The sequence below is a fragment of the Variovorax glucosi genome (genome assembly GCF_051216695.1).
Lineage (GTDB): Bacteria > Pseudomonadota > Gammaproteobacteria > Burkholderiales > Burkholderiaceae_C > Variovorax.
Window position 1 is genome coordinate 1 of record NZ_JBPJZE010000443.1, and the last position, 1,013, is coordinate 1,013.

General features: G+C 70.0%; 2 protein-coding genes. Both read right to left on the reverse strand.

Features of this window, described 5'->3' with window-relative positions:
* Positions 1 to 653, reverse strand: a 653-nt coding sequence (locus ACSFA3_RS26365) for a PDC sensor domain-containing protein (protein WP_435508242.1), incomplete at its 3' end; no start/stop codon positions are given.
* 81 nt (positions 654 to 734) lie between these two features.
* Positions 735 to 1,013 (reverse strand): DUF6537 domain-containing protein (locus ACSFA3_RS26370; protein ID WP_435508243.1); only part of this gene is annotated, 279 nt, incomplete at its 5' end.

Consider the following 1,013-nt stretch of genomic DNA (forward strand, 5'->3'; position numbering starts at 1 on the left):
ATGCCGCGAGCATCGGTCAGCATGATGGGGTCGCGCGCGAAGGTCCAGGCTTCCTGCAACTGGCTCAGGCTGACCTTGACCGTCACCACGCCCAGCACCGCGCCGCCGTCCGGCCGCACCGGCACCGAGATGAAGAGCCCAGGCTCGCCGGTCGTCTGGCCCACGCCGTAGAACAGGCCGTTGTGCCCCGCGCGAGCGTCGATGAAGTAGGGCCGGTTGGCATACGACTGGCCGACGAAGGTCTGCGGCGTTGCCCAGTTGCTGGCTGCCAGAGTGAGGCCTTGCAGGTCGATGAGGTAGAGCACGTCGGAGCCCGCCTGGCGGTTCACTTCCTCGATGTAGCGGTTGGCGCGCTGCTTCACCGCCGCGTCTTGCGGATGAGTCAGCGCGGCCAGCACGTCCGGATGCAGGCTCGCCGTGAACGGCAGATAGCTGTACTTGCCGGCGGCGTCGCGCAGGCCCAGCACGTGGACTTCCATGGCGCGGCGGATCGAGTCGGCCTGGAAGTTCGCCTCGCGGTTCGCGGCCCATTGGGCTGCGAGGCCGATCAACAGCAGCGCCAGTGCGAGTGCGGCCGCCCATGCGGCTGCAGCGCGGTAGCGGCGGCGCGGGCGGGTTGGGGGTGGCGGCGGAGCGGGCGTGATTGGCGGCATGGAAGACAGGGGCCGACCGGCGCGGCGATCAGAATTTTGCCCTGATCGCCGGAAGGCCCCCGAATGCCGCTAGCGCTTGGCTCAGGCCGCCACGGGTTGCGCCTGCTCCGTGGCCCGCGCGCGGGCGGCGGGCGCCGCGTCCAGTTGCTTTGCCAGCGCGCCCCATCGCACGCGCGCCGACACCACGCTCTCTTCCTTCACATGCCCGAAGCCGCGGATCTGCTCGGGCAGCCGTGCCAGCGACAGCGCGGTGTCGAAGTCGATGCGATCGAAGCGCGCGAGCAGGTCTTCGACCATCGCGCGGTAGTCAGCGATCAGCTGCCGCTCCATGCGCCGTTCGGCCGTGCGGCCGAACACATC